The sequence below is a fragment of the Bacillus sp. REN10 genome (assembly GCF_016820555.1).
Taxonomy (GTDB): Bacteria; Bacillota; Bacilli; order Bacillales; family Domibacillaceae; genus Bacillus_CE.
Window position 1 is genome coordinate 372222 of record NZ_JADHDW010000002.1, and the last position, 23369, is coordinate 395590.

General features: G+C 40.6%; 21 protein-coding genes and 1 riboswitch. All 21 genes read left to right on the forward strand.

Annotation, left to right across the window (positions count from 1 at the left end; all coding sequences use genetic code 11):
• Positions 1-93: 93 nt before the first annotated feature.
• Entirely contained in the window at positions 94-798 is a 705-nt protein-coding gene (locus IRB43_RS05115; protein WP_203362460.1) for a ClpP family protease, read from the forward strand.
• Positions 795-1007 carry a YlzJ-like family protein gene (locus tag IRB43_RS05120; protein WP_203362359.1) on the forward strand — a complete coding sequence of 71 codons (213 nt, stop codon included), beginning with the start codon at positions 795-797 and terminating at the stop codon, positions 1005-1007. The genes IRB43_RS05115 and IRB43_RS05120 overlap by 4 nt, the downstream gene beginning before the upstream one ends.
• Before the next feature lie 89 nt (positions 1008-1096).
• On the forward strand, positions 1097-3403 hold the full coding sequence (locus IRB43_RS05125; protein ID WP_203362360.1) for a DNA translocase FtsK: 2307 nt from the start codon (positions 1097-1099) through the stop codon (positions 3401-3403).
• Positions 3404-3664: 261 nt separating this feature from the next.
• Positions 3665-4390 (forward strand): GntR family transcriptional regulator, encoded by a 726-nt coding sequence (locus tag IRB43_RS05130; RefSeq protein ID WP_203362361.1) that lies wholly within the window; start codon positions 3665-3667, stop codon positions 4388-4390.
• A gap of 51 nt (positions 4391-4441) precedes the next feature.
• Positions 4442-5527 (forward strand): BMP family lipoprotein, encoded by a 1086-nt coding sequence (locus IRB43_RS05135; RefSeq protein WP_203362362.1) that lies wholly within the window; start codon positions 4442-4444, stop codon positions 5525-5527.
• A 258-nt stretch (positions 5528-5785) separates the two neighbouring features.
• Positions 5786-7318: an ATP-binding cassette domain-containing protein gene (locus IRB43_RS05140; RefSeq protein WP_203362363.1), complete on the forward strand. Its 1533-nt coding sequence runs from the start codon at positions 5786-5788 to the stop codon at positions 7316-7318.
• Positions 7311-8354 (forward strand): ABC transporter permease, encoded by a 1044-nt coding sequence (locus IRB43_RS05145; RefSeq protein WP_203362364.1) that lies wholly within the window; start codon positions 7311-7313, stop codon positions 8352-8354. Before IRB43_RS05140 ends, IRB43_RS05145 begins: the two co-directional genes overlap by 8 nt.
• Before the next feature lie 6 nt (positions 8355-8360).
• Positions 8361-9314: an ABC transporter permease gene (locus tag IRB43_RS05150; RefSeq protein ID WP_481748115.1), complete on the forward strand. Its 954-nt coding sequence runs from the start codon at positions 8361-8363 to the stop codon at positions 9312-9314.
• A gap of 187 nt (positions 9315-9501) precedes the next feature.
• A complete protein-coding gene (gene yfmF / locus IRB43_RS05155) occupies positions 9502-10785 on the forward strand; it encodes an EF-P 5-aminopentanol modification-associated protein YfmF (protein ID WP_203362366.1) in 1284 nt (427 codons plus the stop codon).
• The gene (gene yfmH, locus IRB43_RS05160; protein WP_203362367.1) at positions 10782-12071 is read left to right on the forward strand and encodes an EF-P 5-aminopentanol modification-associated protein YfmH; all 1290 of its coding nucleotides are present in this window, start codon (positions 10782-10784) and stop codon (positions 12069-12071) included. The genes yfmF and yfmH overlap by 4 nt, the downstream gene beginning before the upstream one ends.
• 82 nt (positions 12072-12153) lie before the next feature.
• A complete protein-coding gene (ymfI, locus tag IRB43_RS05165) occupies positions 12154-12876 on the forward strand; it encodes an elongation factor P 5-aminopentanone reductase (protein WP_203362368.1) in 723 nt (240 codons plus the stop codon).
• 69 nt (positions 12877-12945) lie between these two features.
• Entirely contained in the window at positions 12946-13203 is a 258-nt protein-coding gene (locus tag IRB43_RS05170) for a DUF3243 domain-containing protein (protein ID WP_203362369.1), read from the forward strand.
• A 119-nt stretch (positions 13204-13322) separates the two neighbouring features.
• Positions 13323-14114 (forward strand): YmfK family protein, encoded by a 792-nt coding sequence (locus tag IRB43_RS05175; protein ID WP_203362370.1) that lies wholly within the window; start codon positions 13323-13325, stop codon positions 14112-14114.
• 18 nt (positions 14115-14132) lie between these two features.
• Positions 14133-14987, forward strand: coding sequence for a RodZ domain-containing protein (locus IRB43_RS05180; protein ID WP_203362371.1), 855 nt, complete (start codon positions 14133-14135; stop codon positions 14985-14987).
• 77 nt (positions 14988-15064) lie between these two features.
• A complete protein-coding gene (gene pgsA, locus IRB43_RS05185) occupies positions 15065-15643 on the forward strand; it encodes a CDP-diacylglycerol--glycerol-3-phosphate 3-phosphatidyltransferase (RefSeq protein ID WP_203362372.1) in 579 nt (192 codons plus the stop codon).
• A 153-nt stretch (positions 15644-15796) separates the two neighbouring features.
• Positions 15797-17041 (forward strand): competence/damage-inducible protein A, encoded by a 1245-nt coding sequence (locus IRB43_RS05190; RefSeq protein WP_203362373.1) that lies wholly within the window; start codon positions 15797-15799, stop codon positions 17039-17041.
• Positions 17042-17131: 90 nt separating this feature from the next.
• Positions 17132-17243, forward strand: a riboswitch (SAM riboswitch).
• A gap of 95 nt (positions 17244-17338) precedes the next feature.
• Entirely contained in the window at positions 17339-18637 is a 1299-nt protein-coding gene (locus tag IRB43_RS05195; protein WP_203362374.1) for an O-acetylhomoserine aminocarboxypropyltransferase/cysteine synthase family protein, read from the forward strand.
• A gap of 405 nt (positions 18638-19042) precedes the next feature.
• Positions 19043-20089, forward strand: coding sequence for a recombinase RecA (recA, locus tag IRB43_RS05200; protein ID WP_203362375.1), 1047 nt, complete (start codon positions 19043-19045; stop codon positions 20087-20089).
• 239 nt (positions 20090-20328) lie between these two features.
• The gene (rny, locus tag IRB43_RS05205) at positions 20329-21888 is read left to right on the forward strand and encodes a ribonuclease Y (RefSeq protein ID WP_203362376.1); all 1560 of its coding nucleotides are present in this window, start codon (positions 20329-20331) and stop codon (positions 21886-21888) included.
• Positions 21889-21953: 65 nt separating this feature from the next.
• On the forward strand, positions 21954-22754 hold the full coding sequence (locus tag IRB43_RS05210; protein ID WP_203362377.1) for a TIGR00282 family metallophosphoesterase: 801 nt from the start codon (positions 21954-21956) through the stop codon (positions 22752-22754).
• Between the two features lie 136 nt (positions 22755-22890).
• Positions 22891-23151: a stage V sporulation protein SpoVS gene (spoVS, locus tag IRB43_RS05215; protein WP_094835567.1), complete on the forward strand. Its 261-nt coding sequence runs from the start codon at positions 22891-22893 to the stop codon at positions 23149-23151.
• Positions 23152-23369 lie beyond the last annotated feature (218 nt).

Sequence of the window (23369 nt, forward strand, 5' to 3'; positions counted from 1 at the left end):
AGAAAAAAGAAAAAAATAATTATATTCGTTCTTAGAAAGGAGAAAAGGGGTATGAGTGCTGATAAGAGGCTAATTGGAGAAGAAACAGGGCCGATGGAAGAAGAGCAAACAAAGACGGAGTCCTCTTTAGTTGAAACAATTCAACAATTAGGACAGACAAATGTGCCGCAGCTTCCTAAGGACACATCTATTCATTGTTTAACGATTGTTGGTCAAATTGAGGGGCATATACAGCTTCCTCCGCAAAATAAGACGACAAAATATGAACATATCATTCCGCAAATTGTCGCGATTGAACAAAACCCAGAGATTAAAGGCCTCCTCATTGTATTAAATACGGTTGGAGGAGATGTGGAAGCAGGGCTTGCAATTTCTGAAATGCTCGCTTCTTTATCGAAGCCCACTGTATCGATTGTACTTGGTGGAGGGCATTCGATCGGCGTTCCGATTGCGGTTTCTTGTGATTATAGTTTTATTGCACAGACAGCAACGATGACCATTCACCCGATTCGCTTAACAGGACTTGTAATTGGTGTTCCACAAAGCTTTGAATACTTAGATAAGATGCAGGAGCGAGTCATTAAATTTGTAACAAAGCATTCGTCTATTCAAGAAGAGACATTTAAAGATCTCATGTTTGCCAAAGGGAATTTAACGAGAGATATTGGAACAAATGTTGTTGGAGAGGACGCGGTTTCTTGCGGATTGATTAATGAGGTTGGGGGAATTGGTCAGGCCATGAAAAAATTAAATGAACTGATTAAAGAGAATGAACAGAATGGAAAGATGGTTCAATGATTTTATACACAATGATGCCAGTGGAGTCCATTTTTCCTCATTCTGAGACTGGAGATGAGGTTGAACTAATTGATTGGCAAGGCGTTCCCTTATATGTTCAAAAAGCGGAAAATTATTATCGGGTCATTCGTGTAGCGAGCACCAATCCTAATGACTTTTTAAATGAAAAAATCACTCCAGGTAGCATGATTTCTCTTTCAACATATTAGATGAATACGAACAAATATGCTATAATATAATGAGCAGCCAGCGCGGCTGCTTTCTTGTTTTTGTGAAATCTATAGAGTGGGTGGTTGCTATGGCTAGAAAAAAAAAGAGATCGTCCCGGCAGACTAAAAAAGCACCACAAATAAAAGAAACGATCAAATTAGAATTGATTGGGATTGTCATGATTGCCTTAAGTTTAATCGGAATTATTCAGCTTGGAGCAGTAGGAAAAGCGTTTATCTACTTTTTCCGTTTTTTCTTTGGGCAGTGGTTTATGGTTGGTTTTATTAGTGTGATGGCTTATGCGAGTTATATGATGTTTAAAAGAGAAAAACCATTTCTCTTTCAAAGAAGATTAGTAGGATTATATACAATCTTGATTAGTATGCTACTCCTTAGCCATGTTAAGTTATTTGAATTGCTCGGAAACGGTCGTTCGTTTGAACAACCGAGTGTGTTAATTAATACGTGGAACTTATTTTGGATGGAAGTGAAAGAAGGAACAGGTGCATCGAGTGATCTCGGCGGCGGAATAGTTGGAGCTTTATTATTTTCCGTTACGTACTTTTTGTTTGATACACTAGGTACTAGAATTTGTAGCTTTGTTCTTATTTTAATTGGAATGATCTTAATTACTGGCAAATCTTTCAGTGAATTATTTGGCCGATTCTTTGTTGTTGGCAGAACATTTTTAAGCCAGCAATGGGCAGCTTTTCTGCAAGATATGAAAGAGTGGACACGTGAAAGAAAAGCGAAGAAAAAAGATCACGAACTGGACGCTCCAGTCAAAATAAAGGATCATCAGCAAGTAGTAGAAGAAGCGAATGAAGACGATCCATTGGCCGATGAACCGATTATTTCGAGTTTTGCGGAACGTGCTTATTCAGAAGATCCTCCAGAGGATGTCATTCCAACAGAGAAACAGAAAAAGGATATTGCAGAGGAAAGTGTTCCGGCCATTACCTTTACCGAAGTGGAAAATAAAGACTATACACTTCCGCCTCTGAAACTATTAAAAAGGCCGAAGCAAACAGATCAAAGCAGGGAATATCAGCTGATTCATGCCAATGCGGCGAAACTAGAACGAACGTTTCAAAGCTTTGGGGTCAAAGCAAAAGTAACGCAAGTTCATTTAGGTCCAGCAGTGACGAAATACGAAGTGCATCCAGATGTAGGAGTCAAAGTAAGTAAAATCGTTAGTTTAAGCGATGATTTAGCCTTAGCTTTGGCAGCGAAAGATATTCGAATGGAAGCGCCGATCCCAGGTAAATCAGCGATTGGTATTGAAGTGCCAAACTCGGAAGTGGCGATGGTATCTTTGCGTGAGGTATTAGAAGCGAATGCGAATGAAAAGCCTAATTCTAAACTGATGATTGCTTTTGGCCGGGATATCACTGGTGAAGCAGTGTCTGCAGAATTGAATAAAATGCCACATTTACTCGTAGCCGGAGCAACAGGCAGTGGAAAAAGTGTTTGTATTAACGGCATCATTACGAGCATTTTAATGAGAGCGAAACCGCATGAAGTCAAGCTGATGATGATTGATCCGAAAATGGTTGAGCTGAATGTATATAACGGCATTCCACATTTGCTTGCTCCGGTTGTGACAGATGCTAAAAAGGCCTCCCAAGCATTAAAAAAAGTTGTCGGCGAAATGGAGCGGCGCTATGATTTATTCTCGCATAGCGGGACAAGAAATATTGAAGGTTATAATGAACATATTAGACGAGAGAATCAAGAAACAGGAGAGAAGCAGCCGTATCTTCCGTATATTGTTGTTATTGTTGATGAGTTAGCGGATTTAATGATGGTCGCTTCGAGCGATGTGGAAGACTCGATTACTCGGTTGGCTCAAATGGCAAGGGCCGCTGGAATTCATTTAATTATCGCAACGCAACGTCCATCGGTTGATGTCATTACAGGAGTCATCAAAGCGAATATTCCATCTAGAATCGCTTTCGCTGTTTCTTCCATGACCGACTCCAGAACGATTTTAGATATGGGGGGAGCAGAAAAGCTATTAGGGAGAGGAGATATGCTATTTTTCCCTGTCGGTGCTTCTAAACCCATTCGCGTGCAAGGAGCTTTTTTATCAGATGAGGAAGTAGAAGTTGTTGTTGACTATGTGATTTCTCAACAAAAAGCGCAATATCAAGAAGATATGATTCCGGAAGATGTTCCTGAACAAACCTCTCAAGTGGCAGATCAATTATACGAAGAGGCTGTTCAGCTTGTTGCTGAAATGCAGACAGCCTCAGTTTCGATGTTACAACGTCGCTTTCGCATCGGTTATAGCCGAGCTGCTAGGCTCATTGATGAAATGGAGCTGAGGGGAGTAGTAGGTCCTTATGAAGGTAGCAAGCCGCGAAATGTGTTAGTTCCAAAACCAGAGGAATAATGTAAAAACGCCTAAATGGACATGTTTAGGCGTTTTTTTCTTAGATAAATGGGTAAATAGTAAGAGAGAAGGACGTTGTTTTTTGAAAGGGATTTCAGTTTTGTCAAGACGTGAAATGTAAAAAATAAATAATTTTAAACAATTTGCGATAATAAGCGAATACATCTTTTCAAGAATGATAAAAAGTGCTATCTTAAAAGAAATTAGTAGAAATGTTATACATCAGAGGTCTGATGTCTTCAGGGAGAGGGTGGTTGTTGAATGACGATTAAATCGGATAGCAGACATCTATACCTGCAAGTCATTGATCATTTAAAACGTGATATTGAAGTAGGTATTTACAAAGAAAAAGAAAAACTTCCTTCTGAATTTGAATTGGCGAAACAATTAGGTGTGAGTCGAGCAACGTTAAGAGAAGCATTGCGAATTTTAGAAGAAGAAAATGTCATTATCCGCAGACATGGAGTAGGAACCTTTGTTAATTCCAAGCCTCTTTTTACATCAGGAATTGAACAGTTAACAAGCGTGACCAATATGATTATTCAAGCGGAGATGGAACCAGGTACTATTTTCTTAAGTTCAGGCACTCAAAGTCCGACAGAAGAAGATCAGCGGCGATTTCATTGTCGTCCAGACGAAGAAATTGTGGTCGTTGAGCGTGTAAGAACAGCGAATGGTGAACCCGTTGTTTACTGTCTCGACAAAATTCCCGCTCGTTTTTTTCCAGAGGATTATAATTATCAAGATGAATCGTTATTTTCGGTGCTTGATCGGATAGGGAAGCGAAAAATTTCTCATGCGGTGGCTCAAATCGAACCATTTGGGTATCATGAAAAGGTATCCCCTATTCTTGAGTGTGATCCTGAAACCGCTTTACTTTTGTTAAAACAGCTTCACTATGATGAGCTGGACGAGCCTATTTTATACTCAATGAACTATTTTAAAGCGGATAAGTTCAGCTTTCATGTCTTAAGAAAGAGGATTTAACATTGTGTAACATTTCTACTACATTTAAATCATTATTGAGGAGGTATTTTAATGAAAAAGCGTAAATTTGGTCTTGCGATGTCACTTGTTCTTGCTGCGGGCACAATGCTAGGCGCATGCGGCGGCGGAGACAAGGAAAAAAGCACAGAAGAAAAAGGCGGTAAAAAAGAAGATCAGTTTACCGTTGCGATGGTAACTGATGTAGGTGGGGTAGATGATAAATCATTTAACCAATCTGCGTGGGAAGGTCTTCAAGCGTTTGGGAAAGACAACGGCATGGAAAAAGGTACAAACGGTTATGACTACATTCAATCAAAAAGTGATACCGATTACAAAACAAACTTAAACACGGCTGTTCGCAATAAATTTGATTTAATTTACGGAATCGGTTACAAATTAAAACCGGCAATTGAGGAAGTAGCTAAACAACGTAAAGACAGTCATTTTGTTATCGTTGACGACCAAATTGAAGGTGTTGACAACGTGGCAAGCGTAACTTTTAAAGAGCATGAAGGTTCTTTCTTAGTTGGTGTAGCGGCTGGTTTAACAACGAAATCGAATAAAGTCGGTTTCATCGGCGGAACAGACAGTGTTTTAATTAACAAATTTGCGGCTGGTTTTGAAGCAGGTGTGAAGGCGGTTAATCCAAAAGCAAGTGTGAAAATTGAATTCGCTGGTGCGTTTGATAAAGCGGATAAAGGTCAGCAAATGGCATCCGCTATGTACTCTTCAGGCATTGATGTTATTTACCATGCGGCAGGTGCAACAGGTAACGGTGTATTCACAGAAGCAAAAGGTTTGAAACAAAAAGATCCAAACAAAGATTATTGGGTAATCGGTGTAGACCGTGACCAGGCAGAAGAAGGTAAAGTGAACGTTAAAGGCAAAGAAATGAATGTTACATTAACGTCTATGGTTAAACGCGTAGACATCGCAGTAAAAGATTTAGCAACAAAAGCAAAAGACGGCAAGTTCCCTGGTGGAGAAGTGATTGAGTATGGACTTGAAGATGGAGCAGTGAGCATTGCACCAACTCAAGATAACTTATCAGATGATGTGAAGAAAGCTGTAGAAGAATGGACAACGAAAATTAAAAATGGCGAAGTAAAAGTGCCAGTTAAGCCAGAAGGAAAATAAGCAATTGATGTATGAAGGGGAGCGGATTCGTGAACCGTTCCCCGTTTTTAAAAATCGTCATAGAGATACAAGCGAACATTGTCTCTCTATTAGGATTTTTAAAAGCGAGTCCGCACAAATGAGAGAAAGAAATGTGAGCGGACAAGTAATTGATGAAAATCCTAGCTTATGAAGGTCAGACATCCTACTTGCATAGTGAAATCATAGTTAGTGTTTTCTAATTGGAAGGAAAAGACCCTACACAAGGAGTGAAATACAGTGGAATATGTTATTGAAATGCTCGGTATTCGTAAAGAATTCAATGGGTTTGTCGCCAATGACGATATCACGCTTCAGCTTCGAAAAGGAGAAATTCATGCCTTGCTAGGTGAGAATGGAGCGGGCAAATCGACACTTATGAATGTATTGTTTGGGCTGTATCAGCCGGAGCAGGGAGAAATTCGTGTTCATGGCAAGCCGGTGAAAATTACTGATCCGAATGTGGCCAATGATCTCGGTATTGGTATGGTGCATCAGCACTTTATGTTAGTAGATACATTTACGGTAACGGAAAATATCATTTTAGGTAGAGAACCAAAATCAGGGGGCAAAATTGATATTAAACAGGCGGAGAGGGAAGTGCGTGAACTCTCGGAAAAATATGGGCTGGCTGTTGACCCCACGGCGAAAATTGCCGATATTTCGGTTGGGATGCAGCAAAGAGTTGAGATTTTGAAAACGCTATATCGTGGAGCAGAAATGCTAATTTTTGATGAGCCAACGGCGGTGCTGACACCTCAAGAGATTAAAGAGCTGATGCAAATCATGAAAACTCTTATTCAAGAAGGTAAGTCTATTATTTTGATTACGCATAAGCTAAAGGAAATTATGGAAGTTTGTGATCGTGTCACTGTCATCCGAAAAGGAAAAGGAATCGGGACGGTGAATGTATCGGAGACAGACCCTAATCATTTAGCGAGCCTAATGGTCGGTAGGGAAGTCACTTTTAAAATTGACAAAACTGAAGCAAAGCCAGAAGGTAGTGTGCTAGAAGTAAATAATTTGTCTGTGAAGGATTCACGTGGCATTGAAGCCGTGCGAGGGTTAAATTTAACAGTCCAAGCGGGTGAAATTGTTGGGATTTGCGGAGTCGATGGAAATGGACAAACGGAATTAATCGAAGCCATTACCGGATTAAGAAAGGTAGATAGTGGATCGGTTAAGTTAAATGGGAAAGATATCACGAACTTTAAACCGCGAAAAATTACAGAAACAGGTGTGGCTCATATTCCGCAAGACCGTCATAAACATGGCCTTGTATTAGATTTTCCAATTGGGGAAAACATGGTGCTTCAGACGTATTACCAAAAGCCTTTTTCAAAAGGCGGTGTGTTAAATTATAAAGAGATTTATAAAAAAGCGAACCATTTAATTAAAGAATTTGACGTAAGAACGCCAAATGAATATACACCAGCTCGTGCGTTATCAGGCGGAAATCAACAAAAGGCGATTATTGGCCGTGAAGTCGATCGTGATCCAGATTTACTAATTGCGGCTCAGCCGACTCGCGGACTAGATGTTGGAGCAATCGAATTCATTCATAAACGATTAATTGAGCAGCGTGATCATGGCAAAGCCGTGTTGCTTATTTCATTTGAACTCGATGAAATCATTAATGTGAGTGATCGAATTGCTGTTATTTATGAAGGGGAAATCGTTGCCATTGTCAATCCAAAAGAGACAACAGAACAAGAATTAGGATTGTTGATGGCAGGTTCAAAACGTAAGGAAGCAGGTGAGATCCATGTCTAAACGTTTTTCGGGTTTAGCGGTACCAATTATATCTGTTCTTTTAGGCTTATTGGTTGGAGCGATTATTATGCTGATCACTGGCTATAATCCGATAGCTGGTTATGCCGCTCTCTGGCACGGAGCATTTGGAGATTCCTTTTATTTAGGGGAAACGCTTCGACAAATGACTCCTTATATCTTTGCTGGTTTAGCGGTAGCGTTCGCTTTTCGTACAGGGTTATTTAATATCGGGGTTGAAGGACAGCTTTTAGTTGGCTGGGTAGCCTCTGTTTGGGTAGGTCTCGCATTTGATTTACCGAAAGTCATTCATTTGCCACTTGCTGTTTTAGCAGCAGCTGTTGCAGGAGCACTGTGGGGACTGATCCCAGGGATTTTAAAAGCTAAGCTTCGTGTTCATGAAGTAATTGTGACAATTATGATGAATTATATCGCTCTTCATGTGACGAATCATTTTATTCGTAATGTTCTTAGTGATCAAGCAGATTCCACAGATCCTGTTCGCGAATCCGCTAGTTTAAAATCACCATGGTTCGAATCATTAACTGATTTCTCTACTTTGCATAATGGAATCTTTTTAGCCTTTGTAGCAGCAGTTATTATGTGGTTTATGTTAGAAAAAACAACAGTTGGATATGAGTTGCGTTCCGTTGGATTTAACCAGCATGCTTCACAATATGCAGGAATGAACGTCAATCGTAATATTGTATTATCCATGGTCATTTCTGGTGCTTTTGCCGGACTTGGCGGCGCCATGGAAGGGCTTGGAACATTCGGCAATGCCTTTTTACATGCAGGATTTTCAGGTGTCGGATTTGATGGAATTGCGGTAGCGCTGTTAGGAGGCAATACAGCGATCGGTGTCGTATTGGCAGCCCTTTTATTTGGTTCCTTAAAAGTAGGGGCATTGAATATGCCAATTGAATCAGGTGTACCGAATGAGTTGGTGGAAATTGTAATTGCCTTAATCATCTTTTTCGTTGCCTCAAGCTATATGATTAAATGGCTGATCAGCCGATTTAAAAAGGAGGTGAAATAAGTGGATATTTTGACGGTTTTATCTATTATCATTTCGTCATCTTTATTTGCCGCTGCCCCACTTATTTTCACAGCATTAGGCGGTGTGTTTTCAGAGCGTTCAGGAGTCGTCAATATTGGCTTAGAAGGCTTAATGATTGTAGGGGCGTTTACGTCGATTGTCTTTAACTTAACATTCGCTTCCTCATTGGGAGCGGCTACGCCTTGGGTAGCGCTTGTAGCGGCTATGGCTGTTGGCGGATTATTTGCCTTATTACATGCATTAGCTTCGATTACATTTCGAGCGGACCAAGTAGTAAGTGGTGTGGCGATTAACTTCTTGGCCTTAGGTGCTTCTTTATTCCTTGTGAAATTGCTTTATGATAAAGGGCAGACAGATATGGTGAAAGAAAGCTTTAAAAAAGTTGATTTGCCCGTGTTAAGTGATATTCCTGTTTTAGGAAAGTTGTTGTTTTCCAATATTTCTTACCCAGCGATTATCGCTATTGCTCTAGCGTTTGTCATTTGGTATGTATTGTATAAAACACCTTTTGGCTTACGCTTGCGTGCAGTAGGTGAGCATCCAATGGCTGCTGATACAATGGGGATCAATGTAACAAAAATGCGTTACATGGCTGTTTGTTTATCCGGTGTGCTAGGCGGTCTAGGCGGCGCTGTATACGCTCAGTCTATTTCGCTAGATTTCAGTCATGCGACGATTACTGGTCAAGGATTCATGGCCTTAGCGGCGATGATCTTTGGAAAGTGGCATCCGCTAGGTGCGATGGGAGCGGCGATTTTCTTCGGATTTGCTCAAAGCTTAAGTGTTGTCGGTTCAAGCATTCCGTTTTTAGAAAATGTACCAGCTGTCTATTTACTGGTGGCTCCTTACGCATTGACGATTTTAGCGCTTGCTGGATTTATCGGCCGTGCCGATGCTCCGAAGGCACTAGGCACACCATATGTAAAGGGAACAAGATAAGCATAAAAAACTGTCCATCTCGGTGGGCAGTTTTTTCGCGTTTCTGTTGATATCAAAAAACTAGCATTTCATTTTTCAATCTCTTCCTGCTCGTGTATAGTTAAAGTAAGTTTTAAAATAAAAGCATGAAGAGCGCTATATTCGGATAAAAATATAGACATAGCCAACGGAAAAGGAGGATGTTTCAGTGACATTAGTAAATGAGATCATAAAAAGGAAAAAAGGGTATAATCTTCATATTATAAAAACAGATAAATACAAAACGAACACGATTGTATGGAAAATGAAAGCGCCGCTTGAAAAGCAGACGGTAACGATGAGGGCCTTACTTCCTTATGTTCTTCAAAATGGATCCGCTACATTTCCTACTTCTACTGCTTTACGTTCTCATTTAGATGATCTATATGGTGCTAGTTTTTTTGTGGATTTGGCGAAAAAAGGCGACTATCATACGATAAGCTTTTCACTTGAAATAGCCAATGAGAACTATTTGCAAGCAGAGGATTCTTTATTGCAGCAAGCGTTGCAATTTCTTAATGATGTGTTGAAAAATCCCCTTGTGTCAAATGGAGCATTCAACCAAGAAATTGTGGAAAGCGAAAAGCGTAATTTAAAACAGCGAATCCAATCTGTATACGACGATAAAATGCGTTATGCCAGCATGCGGCTGTTAGAAGAAATGTATAAAGAGGATCGCTATGCCTTACAGCCAAACGGACAGCTCGATCAGGTCGATGGTATTGAAGCAGCTGATTTATACAGTTACTATGAGAAAGCATTTGCAGAAGATGAGATTGACTTATATATCGTAGGCGATGTAGATGAGCAGCAAGTAGAGCAAATGGTGGATTCTTTGTTTGTCATGAGCGATCGTCAGCCAATGGCGATCCAGTCACAAGGGCTTTCTATTCGTCCAGATGCACCGAAAACAGTCAAAGAAAAACAAGAAATCAATCAAGGCAAACTTCATATGGGGTATCAAACGAATGTGACTTTTGGCGATCCGGATTATTTTGCGATGCAAGTATTTAACGGAATATTCGGTGGCTTTTCCCATTCTAAATTGTTTACCAATGTGCGGGAGAAAGCGAGTTTGGCCTATTATGCGGCCAGTCGTTTAGAGAGTCATAAAGGCTTTTTAATGGTGCTTTCAGGTATCGACAGCAACCATTACGATCAAGCGGTGAAAATTATTAATGAGCAATTACAAGCGATGAAACAAGGCGACATTTCTAAAAATGAAATTTTGCAAACGCGCGCAGTCATTCGCAATCAATTGCTTGAAACGATTGATACGCAGCGAGGGTTAATCGAGATCTTATATCATAATGTCATCGCCAAACAAAATATTACAATAGATGATTGGCTAGAAGCAGTGGAACGGACTACGATTGAAGAAGTGACAGCCGTCGCTGCTAAGGTAGAGTTGGACACGATCTACTTTTTGTCGGGAACGGAGGGAGTTTCATGAAGAAAATTGTCTTTGATCAACTACAGGAAGAACTATATTATGAAAAAATGGATAATGGCTTAGATGTTTATGTGCTTCCGAAAAAAGGCTTTAATAAAACATTTGCTACTTTTACTACAAAATATGGGTCGATTGATAATCAATTTATCCCGAAAGATCAAAAAGAGTTCATTCGAGTACCGGACGGCATTGCCCATTTTTTAGAGCATAAAATGTTTGAAAAAGAAGATGGTGATGTATTTCAGCATTTTAGTCGTCAAGGAGCTTCCGCCAATGCCTTTACTTCCTTTACGAGAACAGCTTATTTATTTTCCAGTACAGCGAATGTCAAACAAAATCTCGAGACATTGATTGACTTTGTGCAAGATCCTTATTTCACAGAAAAAACAGTCGAAAAGGAGAAGGGGATTATCGGACAAGAAATTCGTATGTATGATGATAATCCGGATTGGCAAGTGTACTTTGGGGTGATTCAAAATATGTACCATACTCATCCCGTCAAAATTGATATTGCTGGAACCGTCGAATCGATTGCAGATATTACGAAGGATCATCTGTATGAGTGCTATCATACTTTTTATCATCCAAGCAATATGCTCTTATTTGTTGTTGGCTCGATTAACCCAGAAGAAACGATCGAGCTCGTCCGCAACAATCAATCCAAAAAGCCATTTAAGGAACAGCCTGCGATTGAGCGCCGCTTTGAACAGGAACCGGAAACCGTGAAAGAGAAGAAGAGAGTGCTTCCGATGAATGTGCAATCATCGAAATGTGAAGTTGGGTTGAAAGCGATCGATACGGATTTACAAGGCAAGGAATTGTTGAAAAGAGAATTAACGATGAATATTTTGCTCGATATGCTCTTTGGAAAAAGCTCAGAATTATATTATCAAATGTATCGCGAAGGATTGATTGATGATACGTTTGGCTATGACTTTACCCAAGAAAAGGGCTTCGGTTTCGCGATGATTGGAGGAGACACAGCTCATCCAGATGAGCTCGAAGAAAGAGTACAAAAGATACTCTTAGAAGCGAAGGAAGGGAAGCATTTAACGCAGGAAGCGCTAAAGAGATCGGTTAAAAAGAAAATCGGTGCTTTTTTACGAGCGGTCAATTCTCCTGAATACATCGCGAATCAATTTACTCGCTATACGTTTAATGAAATGGATTTATTTGACGTGGTGCCGATGCTTGAAACCATTACGTTTGCGGATGTTCAATCTGCTGCCGACCATATGATAGCAAAGGAACGTTTAACCGCTTTTCATATCGTACCAAAACAGTGAAAACAGAAAGAAAAGCCGGCTCTAGATTGCTTTGGGAGTCCGGCTTTTTAAAGGCAAGATGAGCAAGAGGGGAACAACTAAAATGAAACGATTTGCTTTAGTTACGGGTGCCAGTGGTGGGATTGGCCAGGAGATTGCTCGGCAATTGGCTCATGACGGCTGGAACTTATATCTTCAATATTCGAGTGGGGAAAATCAAATAAAAGCATTACAAAAACAAATAGAGGCAACCGGAGTAGAGAGTTTTTCGGTGCAGGCAGATTTATCGTCATCTGTTGGGGTGGAGAAGCTTCTTCAGCATCTTTTTTCGGTGGAAGCGGTTGTTTTTGCGCATGGAACGGCTCAATACGGCTTGTTTCAAGAGGTAAAGGAAGAAGAAATGGATCTGCTTTGGGCTCTTCACGTCAAAAGCCCGATGATGATCATTCAACGGCTAGTATCTAAGTTACAAAAAGGAAAAGCGCCTTCGATTGTTTTTATTTCATCGATATGGGGGCAAACAGGAGCCGCTTGTGAAGTGGTCTATTCTACAGTGAAGGGTGCGCAAATTGCGCTAGTCAAATCACTGGCGAAAGAGTTCGCACCTTCTCATATTAAAGTGAATGCGGTCGCGCCGGGAGCGGTGAATACGAAGATGATGTCGCATTTTTCTAGCGAAGAAGTAAACGAAATAGCTGAAGATATTCCGATGGGGAGACTGGCAGAGCCAGCAGAAATTAGCGCTGTAGTTGGCTTTCTTTGTTCGCGTGCCTCTTCCTATATGACGGGACAAGTATTGGCTGTCAACGGCGGATGGTATACGTAAACTTGTTGAATAATTTCTTGAAACCGACACAAACTAATATTGTAACTCAATAAAGGGAGGGACAATAAGATGTCAGTACTTGAAAATTGGCACGAGTGGAAAAACTTTTTAGGAACAAAGTTGAATCAGGCCCAAGACCAAGGCATGAACAATGAAACAATCAACAATATCGCTTATCAAGTGGGTGATTACTTAGCGAAAAAAGTCGACCCGAAAAATGAACAAGAACGTGTATTATCTGATTTATGGTCTGTTGCTTCTGAGGAAGAACAGCATGCAATTGCCAGCGTAATGGTGAAGTTAGTTCAAAATAATGGGTCTCGATAAAAGAGAGGGAGGAATTTCCTCTCTTTTTTCTTTTAAAAAGTGCACAAATCATTTATGATAGAAGTTAGATGTTATATATTTATGGACATGATCAAGGTCAAGTCACAAGGGGTGTTTATATGTCCAAGAAAGTTTGGTACTTAGAATATAAAATTGTTAAAAACCGACCTGGACTGTTGGGGGACATTTCTTCCTTGCTGGGGATGCTTTCCATTAACATCATTACGATTAATGGAGTTGATGATGGCAGTCGCGGATTATTAATGCGCGCCCAAAGTGAAGATCAAATTAGAAGGCTGGAATCGATTCTTGAAACAATTGATACCATTCAAATCATTAAATTAAGAGAACCGAAATTACGTGATCGCATGGCGGTGAGGCATGGACGATACATTGAGCGGGATGCTGATGATAAGAAAACTTTTCGGTTTGTTCGTGATGAGCTTGGACTTCTCGTTGACTTTATGGCAGAATTGTATAAAATGGAAGGGCATAAATTAATCGGCATACGGGGGATGCCTCGTGTAGGGAAGACGGAATCGATCGTTGCTGCGAGCGTTTGTGCTAATAAAAGATGGCTGTTTGTGTCTTCGACGATGATTAAACAAACCGTTCGTGATCAGTTAATTCGCGATGAGTACAATGCGAACAATATTTTTATTATGGATGGTGTAGTATCAACAAAGAGAGCGAGTGAAAAGCATTGGCAGCTCGTTCGGGAAATTATGCGTCTCCCTGCTGTTAAAGTAATAGAACATCCGGATATTTTTGTCCGAAATAGTGAGTATAAAATAGAGGATTTTGATTATATTATTGAACTTCGAAATCACCCTGACGAAGAAATTACATACGAACCAGTGGAAAGGAATGGTTTTTTCCAAGATTCGAATTTCGGTGGTTTTGATTTTTAATTATGGAAGGTGTTATTGGTGACTGAACTAGGAAATCGCTTAAGAGAAGCGCGAAAAGCAAAAGGATTGTCATTGGCTGATGTACAGGAAATGACGAAGATTCAAAAAAGATATTTAACGGGCATTGAAGAAGGAAACTATGATATGATGCCAGGGAAGTTTTATGTTCGGGCATTTATTAAGCAATATGCCGAAGCGGTTGGTTTAAATGCAGAGGAGCTGTTTGAGGAATTTAAAAGTGAAGTGCCGTCTTCTCATGAGGATGAAATTCCGCAACGGGCAACAAAGGTAGAGCAAGTGACAACAAACGTACCTGCGGAGCCTTCTAAGTTGTTAGAGCACTTGCCGAAAATATTGTTGACGGCTTTTATCATTGGAGCTCTTTTCCTAGTATGGGCGTTAATGCCTAAAAATGGTGCAGACGAGAAACAAGTGGTCGAAAAGCCCGTTGTTAAGGAATCTGCTGAGCAAAATAGCAAAGAGGATGACAAAGCAGAAGCGCCTGTGAAAGAGGATGAGAAAAAAGAAAAGAAACCTAAAGCAGAAAAAACTGCGAAGCAAGTATTAACAGCTGTTGGAACAAGCGGAAGTGACTCCACTTATGAGTTGAAAGAAGCTGAAAAGTTTGAAGTATCGATTTCATCGAAAGGAAGTACTTGGGTTGGTGTAAAAGATGGAAGCGGGAAAAGTTATTTCGGTGATATGGTTCAAAGTGGCCAAACACAAACATTTGATTTAACTGGTCAAACGGAGGTCAGGATTAGAGTGGGGAATGCTCCTGATACGGAAGTGAAAGTAAACGGTGAAGTTGTTACATATCAAATTCCTGCGGCGAGCCAAGTAACACAAAATATTATTATTCAAAAGAAGTAAGCTTCTTACGTAAGGACTGGTTTTGATGGTGGAATGCTGTTTAGAAGCATTCCACTGTGATAAGTGGAGGGACGATTGTGAATTTACCAAATAAGATTACCGTATCAAGAATTTTGATGATCCCTATTTTTCTAATCATTATGGTAGCTGATTTTAATTGGGGAGAGATCGAATTTTTAGGCACGACGATGCCAATGACTCATTTTGTGGGTGCGCTCATCTTTATTATCGCGGCGACAACGGATTGGGTGGATGGGCATTTTGCCAGAAAGTATAACCTAGTAACGAACTTAGGGAAGTTTTTAGATCCATTAGCGGATAAATTATTAGTTTCTGCGGCTCTCATTGTGTTGGTGGAGCTTGGTGCTGCTGCTTCTTGGATTGTGATTATCATTATTAGCCGTGAATTTGCAGTGACAGGTCTTCGTCTTATTCTTGCTGGTGAAGGAGAGGTAGTTGCTGCTAACATGCTCGGTAAAATTAAAACGTGGACACAAATTATTGCGATTTCTGCCTTATTGCTTCATAATGCTCCATTCGAGAGCTTGTCCATTCCATTTGCTGATATTGCTTTGTGGGTGGCTACATTCTTTACGATTTGGTCTGGGTGGGATTATTTTTATCTTAATCGCCATGTGTTTAAACATTCAAAATAATAGAGATCGGAGGCTGATTAAAACGGAGAATTCGGCGCTCTTACTGTCGTATAGTTTTTGCAGTACACCCTATACGGACATTAAGGTTGGCTGTTCTGCATTTTGTCGGCCTCTTTTTTAATATAGTCTGTAAATAAGGGTAGAGGTGTTAGTATGAATGCTGAAATTATTGCTGTAGGATCAGAATTATTATTAGGTCAAATTACCAATACGAATGCTCAGTTTCTTTCTCACCATTTAGCTGAAATTGGCATCAATGTGTATTACCATACCGTTGTAGGAGATAATTCGAAACGATTGATTGATGTGGTGAAAGAAGCAGAGAAACGTGCCGACCTATTAATTTTTACAGGTGGGCTTGGGCCAACAAAGGATGATTTGACGAAGGAAGCCATCGCTACACATATTGGACTTGAGCTTGAATATAATGAAGCTGCTTTAAGAAGCATAGAGGCCTATTTTGCTAAAGTGAACCGAAAGATGACAGAAAACAACAAAAAACAAGCGTTAGTCATGAGCGGAAGTAAAGTGTTGCCAAATGATCATGGGATGGCTCCAGGAATGTTATTAAAGGCAAACAATAAACACTATATGCTATTGCCTGGACCGCCAAAAGAAATGCAGCCGATGTTTTTAGCGTATGGAAAGAACGAATTAATTCAATTGCTAGAGAAAGTTGAACGGATTGAATCGCGCGTGTTGCGCTTTTTTGGTATCGGTGAATCGGCTCTTGAAGTAGAAGTTGAGGATTTATTATTGAATCAGCAAAATCCGACGATCGCTCCATTAGCAGGAGACGGAGAGGTCACGCTCCGGATTACAGCGAAGCATGAGTCTGAAGAAGTAGCCCTGCAAATGATCCAAGAAGTAGAAGATGAGATTCTTCGTCGCGTCGGTCAATATTTTTACGGATACGATCAAACGACCATTATGGAAGAGCTGGCAGAGTTATTAAAGGAAAGGAATTTATCGGTTGCAGTGGCGGAGAGCTTAACCGGAGGTCTTTTTCAAAGTGAGTTAACAGCGGTGAAAGGCGTTAGCGCTATTTTTAAAGGCGGAATTGTTTGCTATTCCAATGAGACAAAGAAGCAGCTCGTACATGTCAAAAAAGAAACGATTGACACATATGGAGCAGTCAGCGAACAATGTGCCCTAGAACTGGCTGAAAATACGAGAGCTATTTTTGATAGTGACTTTGCTATTAGCTTTACTGGAGTAGCCGGTCCCGATGAAATGGAAGGGCAAGCGCCGGGAACGGTTTGGATTGGACTGGCTGAACGTTCTCAAGAGACGAAAGCTTATCAGCTTAATTTGGCTGGAAGCCGAACGGGTATCCGGAAGCGTTCTGTGAAATATGGCTGTCATTATTTACTACATGCGATTCACCAGCGCAAATAAAAAAATATTCGAAATATTATTGACTATTCCGATTTGATTATTATATAATCTTTTCAATAGCTTATTTAATAGTTCAATTAAACATTGATACTCTTATTGCGAGCGGCGGAGGGATTAGGCCCTATGAAGCCCAGCAACCTTCAGGCGATGACCGCCTGAAACGGTGCTAATTCCTACAGACTTTTTGTCTGGAAGATAAGAGGAGGACCTAATAATCAAACCCTCTTCTTTTTTGATAAGAAGAGGGTTTTTATCTTCCTCTGAAAGAATAATGAAACGAATTAGGAGGGTTTACACATGACGAAAGAAAATTGGGATCAAGAGACGTTATTATTACACGGAGGCCAAGTACCGGATCCAGTAACAGGAGCGCGTGCAGTACCGATTTATGAAACAACATCTTATGTATTTGAAGATACAGACCATGCGAATGCATTATTTGCTCTTCAAAAGCCGGGGAATATTTATACGCGTATTACGAATCCGACAGTTGATGTGTTTGAAAAACGAGTGGCTTTACTTGAAGAAGGAGCAGCTGCGGTGGCACTCTCTTCAGGAATGGCGGCAATTGCCTTTTCAATTTTGAACTTAGCACATGCGGGAGATGAGATCGTCGCAGCGAGTAATTTATATGGAGGTACATATAATTTATTTGCTAATACACTTCCCAAATACGGTATCACAGTGAAATTTGTTGATTCGACAGACCCAGAAAACTACCGCAAAGCGATTACACCAAAAACGAAAGCTTTGTTTGGGGAAATCATCGGTAACCCGTCTCTAAATGTCCTTGATGTGGAAAAAGTAGCAGAAATTGCTCGTGATCATGGCATTCCGCTTATTGTCGATAGTACATTTGCTTCACCTTATGTTTGCAAACCGCTTACTTGGGGAGCAGATATTGTTGTTCATTCGGCAACAAAATGGATTAGCGGTCATGGTACAGTGATTGGCGGTGTAGTAGTAGATGGAGGGAAATTTAATTGGGATAGTGAAAAATTCCCTGGCTTTACAGAACCGGATGAATCTTATCATGGGTTAAAGTATGCTGATATTGAAGGCCCAGCATTTGCTGTGAAGCTTCGGGTTCAATTATTAAGAGACTTTGGCCCGGCTTTAAGTGCTAATAGCGCTTTCTTATTACTTCAAGGTTTAGAAACGCTGCACTTGCGAATTCAGCGCCATCACCAAAATACATTAGAAATCGTGAACTATTTGAATAACCACCCTGGTGTAGAGTGGGTCTCTCATCCGAGTTTACCGGAACACCCATCTTATGATTTAGCGCAAAAATATTTGAAACACAGCAACGGCTCAATTGTTGTATTTGGTATTAAAGGTGGTCGTGAAGCAGGAAAAACAGTGATTGATAACGTTCAACTATGGTCTCACGTAGCTAACGTTGGAGATGGAAAGTCACTCATTATTCACCCGGCTACGACAACGCACCAACAGTTAAATGATGAAGAGCTGGTTAAGTCCGGCGTGAAAGAAGAGCTAATTCGTCTATCGATCGGATTAGAATCTACAAAGGATTTGATTGCTGACTTAAATCAAGCAATTGAAAAAGCAACAGGGGTAACTGTTGAAGTATAAAAATAATATGAGAGGGCAACACCGAAATGTGTATCTATATGGAGCAGTTTTCCTGCTAATCATGTAGACGGCACATTTTGGTGATCGCCCTTTTTTGTTGTTCACACGATTTTAATGGTTAAATACCTTATTAAAAAGTCATAAAAATAACGCTCTTTCTAAAGAGTATGTTAATATAAATATGCGGATATTTACTAGCTTTTCTTTTCATTTTCTTCTAAAAAATTTACTTCTTTAGACTGCTTCATTCTTTTCTCCAATAAATAAAAAAATAAAAAATACGAATAAATGTTCGCTTTTCTCTTGAAATTGTCTCATAAAAAAGGTATAGTAATAATAGATTTTGAAACAGAAAATCCATAAGTTAATTTTTTAATAGATGTATCATTTTAAGGAGGAATATCAATGAACGATCGTCAAGCAGCTTTAGATATGGCGTTAAAACAAATTGAAAAACAATTTGGTAAAGGATCGATTATGAAATTAGGGGAGCAAACCGACCGTAAAATCTCGACTGTGCCAAGCGGCTCTCTTGCTTTGGATGCTGCGCTTGGAGTAGGTGGTTATCCGCGCGGACGCATTATTGAAATATACGGACCAGAGAGTTCAGGTAAGACAACGGTGGCTCTTCATGCGATTGCTGAAGTACAAGCAACTGGCGGTCAGGCAGCGTTTATTGATGCCGAGCATGCACTAGACCCAGTGTACGCTCAAAAGCTAGGAGTAAACATTGACGAACTTTTGTTATCACAGCCGGATACAGGGGAACAAGCATTGGAGATTGCTGAAGCACTAGTCAGAAGCGGCGCCGTCGATATTCTTGTTATTGACTCAGTAGCAGCTTTAGTGCCAAAAGCAGAGATCGAAGGAGAGATGGGCGACTCGCATGTTGGATTGCAAGCTCGTCTGATGTCTCAGGCGCTACGCAAGCTCTCGGGTGCTATTAACAAATCAAAGACGATCGCGATCTTCATTAACCAAATTCGTGAAAAAGTGGGGGTTATGTTCGGGAATCCTGAAACAACACCAGGCGGACGTGCGCTTAAATTCTATAGTTCTGTGCGTTTAGAAGTTCGCCGTGCTGAGACGCTAAAGCAAGGAAATGAAATGGTTGGTAATAAAACAAAAATAAAAGTAGTGAAAAATAAAGTCGCTCCTCCTTTCCGTGTTGCAGAAGTTGACATTATGTACGGAGAAGGTATCTCGAAAGAAGGAGAAATCATTGATCTAGGCTCAGATGAAGATATTATTCAAAAGAGCGGTGCATGGTATTCTTATAACGAAGAGCGCCTAGGACAAGGCCGTGAAAATGCCAAGCAATTTTTAAAAGAGAATCCAGAGATTTCTCATGAGATTATGCTGAAGATCCGAAAGCAATACGGATTAGATGAAGATGTGATCGAACCGACAGAAGATGGGGCGAAGGAAGAGTTCAGCCTTTTGGATGAATAAAACTTTTAAGAGCAGCGTTTGATGATGCTGCTCTTTTCGTACATTTCAAAGAATTAATACTGTGTACAGGATGAAACGCTTGACAACGAATTTCCGCACCTATAAAATTAATATGTATATTTTACATTTTTTTCTCTTAAAAGTGGAAGAATTGAAGCTGTATATTGAAATGTTGAAACAATGTATCAGCCGACATGTTAAAAACATGACAAAAGATCATAGCAAGGGGAGGTGAAATCATGGATGCTATTACAATCATCTCCATTTTGCTTGGCCTAATCGTCGGTGTCGTTGTTGGCTATTTTGTTAGGAAATCCATTGCAGAGTCTAAAATTGCAGGAGCAAAGGGTGCGGCAGAACAAATTATTGATGATGCTAACCGAGAAGCGGAAGCATTGAAAAAAGAAGCCCTGCTTGAAGCAAAGGATGAAATTCATAAACTTCGTACAGATACTGAATTAGAGCTTCGTGAACGAAGAAACGAATTGCAAAAACAAGAGAATCGTTTGTTACAGAAAGAAGAGTACCTTGATCGTAAAGATGAGCAGTTAGATAAACGTGAAGCTCAGCTTGAAAAGAAAGAGGAAGCTCTGACTGAGAGACAACAACATATTGAAGAGATGGACAGCAAAGTGGAAGAGATGGTGAAAGTACAGAAAGCTGAACTGGAACGAATCTCAAGTCTCACTCGTGATGAAGCTCGTGCGATCATTTTAGAACGCGTCGAACAAGAACTTGCACATGATATCGCTGTGATGACAAAAGAGCAAGAGAATCGCGCGAAAGAAGAGGCCGATAAAAAGGCAAAAAATATTCTTTCTCTGGCTATTCAGCGCTGTGCAGCAGACCATGTGGCAGAAACAACAGTTTCCGTTGTGAACTTGCCGAATGATGAAATGAAAGGTCGGATCATTGGTCGTGAAGGACGAAATATTCGAACGCTTGAAACACTGACAGGCATTGATTTAATTATTGATGATACGCCAGAAGCGGTGATTCTTTCAGGCTTTGACCCAATTCGTCGGGAAACCGCTCGAATCGCGCTTGAGAAGCTTGTTCAAGATGGGCGAATCCATCCGGCGCGTATTGAGGAAATGGTGGATAAAGCTAGAAGAGAAGTGGATGAATACATCCGCGAAATGGGGGAACAAACTACATTTGAAGTGGGTATTCATGGACTTCACCCTGATTTAATTAAGATATTAGGACGTTTGAAGTTCCGTACGAGTTACGGCCAGAATGTGTTAAAACACTCCATGGAAGTTGCCTTTCTTACAGGGCTTATGGCTGCTGAACTTGGTGAAGATGAAATTCTTGCTCGCCGTGCAGGGTTGCTCCATGATATCGGAAAAGCGGTAGACCATGAAGTAGAAGGAAGCCATGTGGAGATTGGTGTGGAACTTGCGACGAAGTATAAAGAACATCCAGTTGTCATCAATAGTATCGCGTCGCATCATGGAGATACAGAACCAACATCCATTATTGCTGTTCTTGTGGCAGCTGCCGATGCTCTATCGGCTGCTAGACCAGGTGCTCGCAGTGAAACACTTGAAAATTATATACGACGTCTTGAAAAGCTTGAAGAAATTTCTGAATCCTATGAAGGAGTAGAGAAATCCTTTGCTATTCAGGCGGGACGTGAAGTGCGTATTATGGTGAAGCCAGATCAAATTGATGATCTTCATGCTCATCGCCTAGCGCGCGATATTAGAAAACGCATTGAAGGGGAACTGGATTATCCAGGCCATATTAAAGTGACAGTGATAAGAGAAACACGAGCTGTGGAATATGCGAAATAAAGCGGTGTGAATCCTTCACACCGCTTTCCCTTTTTAAGGAAACGAATGATAGGAAGGACAGAAAAATGAAAATACTATTTGTAGGCGATGTGGTCGGTTCACCAGGAAGAGAAATGGTCAGTGAATATTTACCGATGCTCAAAAAGAAATATCGCCCTGAATGTACGATTGTAAACGGTGAAAATGCCGCTGCAGGACGCGGGATTACAGAAAAAATTTACCGTCAATTTTTACAGGATGGAGCGGATGCCGTCACATTAGGTAATCACGCTTGGGACAATAAAGAAATATTTGCATTTATCGATCAAGCGAAGCAGCTTGTACGACCAGCAAACTTTCCAGAAGGTACACCTGGTAAAGGGGTAATCTTTGTGAAACAAGCGGGCGTAGAGGTTGCGGTAATTAACGTTCAAGGGCGTACATTTATGCCTCCATTAGAATGTCCCTTTACAGCGGTAGAGAGACTGGTAGAAGAGGCGAAACAGCGGACTCCATTTATCTTTGTCGATATCCATGCGGAGGCCACTAGTGAAAAGCAGGCAATGGGCTGGTTTTTGGATGGAAAAGTCTCTGCGGTTATAGGTACGCATACTCATGTTCAGACAGCGGATCATCGGGTGTTGCCAAAAGGAACAGCCTATTTATCAGACGTGGGTATGACAGGGCCGTATGACAGTATTTTAGGGATGGAGAAAGAGGCGGTGCTGAAAAAATTTCTAACCAGTTTGCCTGTTAGATTTGAAGTGCCAAAGAGCGGACGTACGCAACTGAGCGGCTGTCTTATTGAATTGGATCGGAAAACAGGTTTAGCGAAAAAGATTGACCCGATTCTTATCAATGACGATCACCCATTTATTGCAGAGTGATCTCTTGTTGCCCCTTTTGTTAAAGAGACAAGTAATACACGGGCTATTCCGCGAATATAGTAACAATGGAAGGCGAGCGATGAACCGTGTTCTATGGAATGAGCATTCGGTATAGTTTAATAAAGGGGGCCATGAAATGGAAGTATTAAAAGTTTCGGCAAAATCCAATCCTAATTCTGTAGCTGGTGCACTTGCCGGTGTTCTGCGCGAGAGAGGTGCCGCTGAAATCCAAGCAATTGGGGCTGGAGCGCTTAATCAGGCGGTAAAAGCAGTCGCCATTGCGAGAGGATTTGTTGCTCCTAGTGGGGTAGACTTAATTTGTATTCCTGCTTTTACCGACATCTTGATCGATGGAGAAGAACGAACAGCCATCAAATTGATTGTCGAACCACGATAGAGAGATGAAAAGGTCAGACTCAAACACAGGGGAAATGAAGGCAGTTTTCGCTTGCGCTGTGTAGGAGGCTGACCTTTTATTTAAGCTTAGTTAAAATGCCGTGTTGATTTTTTACTTATTTAATTAGTTAAGTGAAAAGGAGTTATTTGCATCAGGTTATTTAAATAAAAATATTTGCAATTTTATGTTAAATGACATATATTAAACTTATTAATCCT

Coding starts and splice junctions, on each gene's coding strand:
- IRB43_RS05115 (WP_203362460.1), top strand. CDS start 94: ATGGAAGAAGAGCAAACAAAGACGGAGTCCTCTTTAGTTGAAACAATT.
- IRB43_RS05120 (WP_203362359.1), top strand. CDS start 795: ATGATTTTATACACAATGATGCCAGTGGAGTCCATTTTTCCTCATTCT.
- IRB43_RS05125 (WP_203362360.1), top strand. CDS start 1,097: ATGGCTAGAAAAAAAAAGAGATCGTCCCGGCAGACTAAAAAAGCACCA.
- IRB43_RS05130 (WP_203362361.1), top strand. CDS start 3,665: ATGACGATTAAATCGGATAGCAGACATCTATACCTGCAAGTCATTGAT.
- IRB43_RS05135 (WP_203362362.1), top strand. CDS start 4,442: ATGAAAAAGCGTAAATTTGGTCTTGCGATGTCACTTGTTCTTGCTGCG.
- IRB43_RS05145 (WP_203362364.1), top strand. CDS start 7,311: ATGTCTAAACGTTTTTCGGGTTTAGCGGTACCAATTATATCTGTTCTT.
- yfmH (WP_203362367.1), top strand. CDS start 10,782: ATGAAGAAAATTGTCTTTGATCAACTACAGGAAGAACTATATTATGAA.
- ymfI (WP_203362368.1), top strand. CDS start 12,154: ATGAAACGATTTGCTTTAGTTACGGGTGCCAGTGGTGGGATTGGCCAG.
- IRB43_RS05170 (WP_203362369.1), top strand. CDS start 12,946: ATGTCAGTACTTGAAAATTGGCACGAGTGGAAAAACTTTTTAGGAACA.
- IRB43_RS05175 (WP_203362370.1), top strand. CDS start 13,323: ATGTCCAAGAAAGTTTGGTACTTAGAATATAAAATTGTTAAAAACCGA.
- IRB43_RS05190 (WP_203362373.1), top strand. CDS start 15,797: ATGAATGCTGAAATTATTGCTGTAGGATCAGAATTATTATTAGGTCAA.
- IRB43_RS05195 (WP_203362374.1), top strand. CDS start 17,339: ATGACGAAAGAAAATTGGGATCAAGAGACGTTATTATTACACGGAGGC.
- recA (WP_203362375.1), top strand. CDS start 19,043: ATGAACGATCGTCAAGCAGCTTTAGATATGGCGTTAAAACAAATTGAA.
- rny (WP_203362376.1), top strand. CDS start 20,329: ATGGATGCTATTACAATCATCTCCATTTTGCTTGGCCTAATCGTCGGT.
- IRB43_RS05210 (WP_203362377.1), top strand. CDS start 21,954: ATGAAAATACTATTTGTAGGCGATGTGGTCGGTTCACCAGGAAGAGAA.
- spoVS (WP_094835567.1), top strand. CDS start 22,891: ATGGAAGTATTAAAAGTTTCGGCAAAATCCAATCCTAATTCTGTAGCT.